Origin of the sequence: Cetobacterium sp., assembly GCF_051658645.1 — a bacterium.
Classification (GTDB): Bacteria; Fusobacteriota; Fusobacteriia; order Fusobacteriales; family Fusobacteriaceae; genus Cetobacterium_A.
Genome location: NZ_JBOFMZ010000018.1, coordinates 1 through 3,852, shown reverse-complemented (window position 1 = coordinate 3,852; position 3,852 = coordinate 1). Strand labels below are relative to the sequence as shown.

The 3,852-nt window shown below is 27.3% G+C and carries 6 protein-coding genes; 4 read left to right on the top strand and 2 right to left on the bottom strand.

Annotated elements, in window-relative coordinates; all coding sequences use genetic code 11:
* Nucleotides 1-252 precede the first annotated feature (252 nt).
* From ACRCZX_RS00820 to ACRCZX_RS00810, 3 genes are all read left to right on the top strand, one after another.
* Nucleotides 253-621 (top strand): hypothetical protein, encoded by a 369-nt coding sequence (locus tag ACRCZX_RS00820; RefSeq protein ID WP_438581054.1) that lies wholly within the window; start codon nucleotides 253-255, stop codon nucleotides 619-621.
* 39 nt (nucleotides 622-660) lie between these two features.
* Entirely contained in the window at nucleotides 661-1,242 is a 582-nt protein-coding gene (locus ACRCZX_RS00815) for a sugar O-acetyltransferase (RefSeq protein ID WP_438581053.1), read from the top strand.
* Nucleotides 1,243-1,327: 85 nt separating this feature from the next.
* A complete protein-coding gene (locus ACRCZX_RS00810; protein ID WP_438581052.1) occupies nucleotides 1,328-1,735 on the top strand; it encodes a rhodanese-like domain-containing protein in 408 nt (135 codons plus the stop codon).
* A 699-nt stretch (nucleotides 1,736-2,434) separates the two neighbouring features.
* On the opposite strand, the gene ACRCZX_RS00805 is transcribed toward ACRCZX_RS00810, so the two are convergent.
* Both ACRCZX_RS00805 and ACRCZX_RS00800 read right to left on the bottom strand, forming a co-directional pair.
* The gene (locus ACRCZX_RS00805) at nucleotides 2,435-2,917 is read right to left on the bottom strand and encodes a hypothetical protein (protein ID WP_438581051.1); all 483 of its coding nucleotides are present in this window, start codon (nucleotides 2,915-2,917) and stop codon (nucleotides 2,435-2,437) included.
* Between the two features lie 38 nt (nucleotides 2,918-2,955).
* Nucleotides 2,956-3,153, bottom strand: a complete 198-nt coding sequence (locus ACRCZX_RS00800; RefSeq protein WP_047396241.1) for a hypothetical protein — start codon at nucleotides 3,151-3,153, stop codon at nucleotides 2,956-2,958.
* A 472-nt stretch (nucleotides 3,154-3,625) separates the two neighbouring features.
* Between ACRCZX_RS00800 and ACRCZX_RS00795 the strand changes: the two genes are divergently transcribed.
* On the top strand, nucleotides 3,626-3,852 hold a 227-nt coding region (locus tag ACRCZX_RS00795; RefSeq protein ID WP_438581050.1), incomplete at its 3' end, for a hypothetical protein.

Genomic DNA, 3,852 nt, shown 5'->3' with positions numbered 1-3,852 from the left:
AAACAACGAGGACAAGAGATATTATTAATATACATAGTTAAAAACTGCTCCTTTCTTGGGGGGAATATTGGTTGTTTGAATAACTATTATACCTCAAAGGATTGGAGTAGTTTCAATAATTTTTAAGTTAACAGAAACGTGATGAGGATTAGGGGGGAATTTTAAAGAATTGAAGGAATAATATCAAATAATCAAAAAAATATTTCTGGAATGTGTTAAAATAAAAATATTAATAAAATTAGGAGATGAAAAATGAAAAAACTTAAACTTGCTATGCTAATTATTTACTCTTCTGTTATTTTTGCTGAAGATTTAGAAGACAAAATGGAAATAAATTTAATGAAAATATATCCTACAATTACTGATGGAAAGTTAGCTTTTCCAGTAGAAGAATATGAGGTGGATATTGAAAAAGATATATTAGAGGTTGAAATAGAGATTTCTAAAAGAGATTCTGCTAATTTCAATAAAGTAAATAATCAATCTCTAGAAAAAAATCTTTCTAAAATAGCTAATACCCTCAGAAAAAATTTAGGAATGAACCAAGATGTAAAAATAAAAATTGATTTAGATGATAGTTTTATATCTGACAAGACCTACAAATTTTATTCAACTAATTAGCTTTTGAAAAAAATATATGATAAAACCGGAGGAATTTAAATGAAAAGTGAAAAAGAAAAAATGATAGCTGGTGAGATGTATAATCCAATGGATTCAGAGCTTTTAAGAGATAGAGAAACTGCTAAAAGGTTTTGTAGAAATTATAACTCAACTGACGATACAGATTATGAACAAAGAAAAAATCTTATAAAACAAATTTTAGGTAAAACAGGTGAAAATATCCACATTGAATCTAGTTTTAAATTTGATTATGGTTACAATATTGAAATTGGAGAAAATTTTTATTCTAATTATGATTGTTTACTATTAGATATTTGCCCTATTATAATAGGTGATAACGCTATGTTAGCTCCAGGTGTACACATTTACTCAGCTACACATCCTATTACTCCAAATGAAAGAAATTCTGGAATAGAATATGGGAAACCAGTAAAAATCGGAAACAATGTTTGGATTGGTGGAAGATCTGTTATAGCTCCAGGTGTTAGTTTAGGAGACAATGTTGTGGTAGCAGCAGGTTCTGTTGTAACTAAAAGTTTTCCTGATAATGTTGTAATTGGTGGAAATCCAGCTCGAATTATAAAAAATATTGAAATTAAAAATACTTATTGTAAAAATTAAAGGGAGTATACCCATAGCCTGATTGATACCCATATAGGGCACACATATATTATCAATAGAATACTAAAAATAAAGGAGAGTTATTTTGAAAAAATTAATTATTGTTCTAGGGATTGTTTTAATTGGGGGTTTAGCTTTTTTTTCTAAAACAAATAATGCTACCTCTAAAGAAGTGAAAAGTAATGTTATTTCTATTAATTCAGAGGAAACAAAAAATCTTTTAGCAGAGAATAAAGCTATTCTTTTAGATGTTAGAACTCCAGAAGTAATAAAAAAAGAGGGATATGTTAAAAAATCTGTAAATATTCCTTTAGAAGAATTAGAAGCTAGAATAGGAGAATTAGATAAAAATGGTACTTATATAACATTTTGTTCAACCAATAGAAGGTCAGGAAAAGCTAGTGAAATTTTAGTGGCTAGTGGATTTGAAAATATTTATTATGATACAGAGGGAATAAAGAAATGGCCTTATGAGAAAGAAGAGATGAAATAGAATGTGAAAACACCAAGTTAGTGTAGACGACTTGGTGTTTTTATATTATCATGAGGTTGTTATGAGGATCAGGGGGAGTTTTAAAGAATTGAAAATAAAGGATTTATGGATGGTCAAGAAAATCCTTAGCGTTGTTATTCCGCGTTTTCAGGAGCAGCAAGATAAAAAGCTCCCATCTAATGACGAGTTTTTAGAAAAACCCCCTTCAAAAATGACTTTTTGAAATAACTACAATTTTTGAAATAATTTCTAGAATATCAGAGCTACAAAATCCATTTTAGAGCTTTTTAAAATAAATTAGGTATAAATGTATACCTCGATCTAAAGGTGGTTAATTTAAACCATTAAAGGTTCTAAAACTAGAATCATAAAAATATACCGACATCTCCATCTCCACCTAAGTTTTTATACTATATTCTGCAATCTTCGAGCATTTTTTCCTTTAATTTCACTAAAAACTCTGAATCTACCTTTTGCCAAAGATAAAAACTGAAGCCAATATTTTTTACATCTTTTCGATAGTATAGGAATCTTTTTCTCTCAAACTTTTCAAATAGTAACTCTTATTTTTCAACTTTTTTTCGAATTAATAAAAATATCTCATTATCTAGTAAATCTCATAATTCAGTGAACTACCCCTCCCTAATAGAGAGAGGGGACTTCTCACACAAAACACGTTAAAGACATAGAAATTATTCATTATATTATTTTCACCATTTGCAATAGGTTTTCTTCGTTTTCCGTTTTATTAGGAAGTCTATAAAATTGATTTTCTTCATAAAATTTTATTAATTTAGAATTATCTTTTAATTCTACTAAAATAATACGTCCTCCAACAACCTCAGAAGCCTCTTCTATATAACTACAAGCATAATCTATAAGTTCTTTTCCAGAAATTTTATCTTTATTACAATCATTTTTTGCGATCTGTCCTATCAAAAATGTAGAGATTTCTGAAACACTGTTATATAAACCATCTATTTTTTTTCTTTGATTATTAGAAAGTTCTTCTGGTAAGTGAAGAACTTTTGTTGATAATGCAAAATAACCTAAAATATCTATCTCTCCATTATCTAATTTTTTTTCATCCATTATAAAATAAGTTCTAGCTTTGTTTTTATGCTGAAATAGTTGAGCTTTTTTCTTTAAAAAAAATTCAATATCCTTATCATTTAAACACACAAATTTATCGATAATTTCTACTACTAACTTTTTTGGAACTATTTCTTCAATTTCTTGTAGTGAGACGCAAACTTTTCTAATGATGCTCTCCCCCTTTTACGATTTATAGCTATAAATTCTTCTGTTTTATGTCTATCTTTTTTTATATCAGTATCAGAAGTAATAGCATCTATAATCATATCAGTTGCTTCTTTCCCTGTTACTATTATCTTTCTAGTAAATGATGATGTCGCCATACTCATCAACTCCTTCTTATTTGATAATATATTATACCATATATTTCTTCTTAATTTAATTCTATTCTCATTTTTTAAATTTAATATTTGGATTATTTTGATGTCTATATAAAGGCCAAAAATCGGTTTTTTCCCGAAAACCCAGCATTGGATTTAGAAAATTATTTTTTGACAGAATTTTTTTTCAAAAGACTATTCATACTCCCCCTCCAACTCTCAGTACTTAAAGTATATATGAAACTTGAAACACTTTCAATTTTTAAATAATAAAAAATCTACCAGTTGGGGGAACAGGTAGATTTTTGGGATTGTTATGGTATGTAATGTTAATTTTTAATTTCCAGTGGGGGGATTAGGAAATCTATACTTGAATCATAATTCAAAAAGGGAAAAATTGCAAGCTTTTTTTGATTTTTTTTTAAAAATAAAGTATAAACTAGTACTAAGGATCTCGAAAGAGGAGGAAAATAGTATGAAACCGAATTTTTTCCAATATGCTAAAAATGAACTTTCTCATGATGCTTTTTTGTGTTATGTTTTAAGTTTTTTAACGGATAGCGTTAATGAATATAGATACCCTGAAGAATACTCTTTTTCAAAATTTTTATTAGCAAAATTTTTTGATAAATTAAAGTTAAAAAGTGTTCTAATAGAAACTATCGTTATTAAACAACAATTTTTATCTATAGATATTCTTTT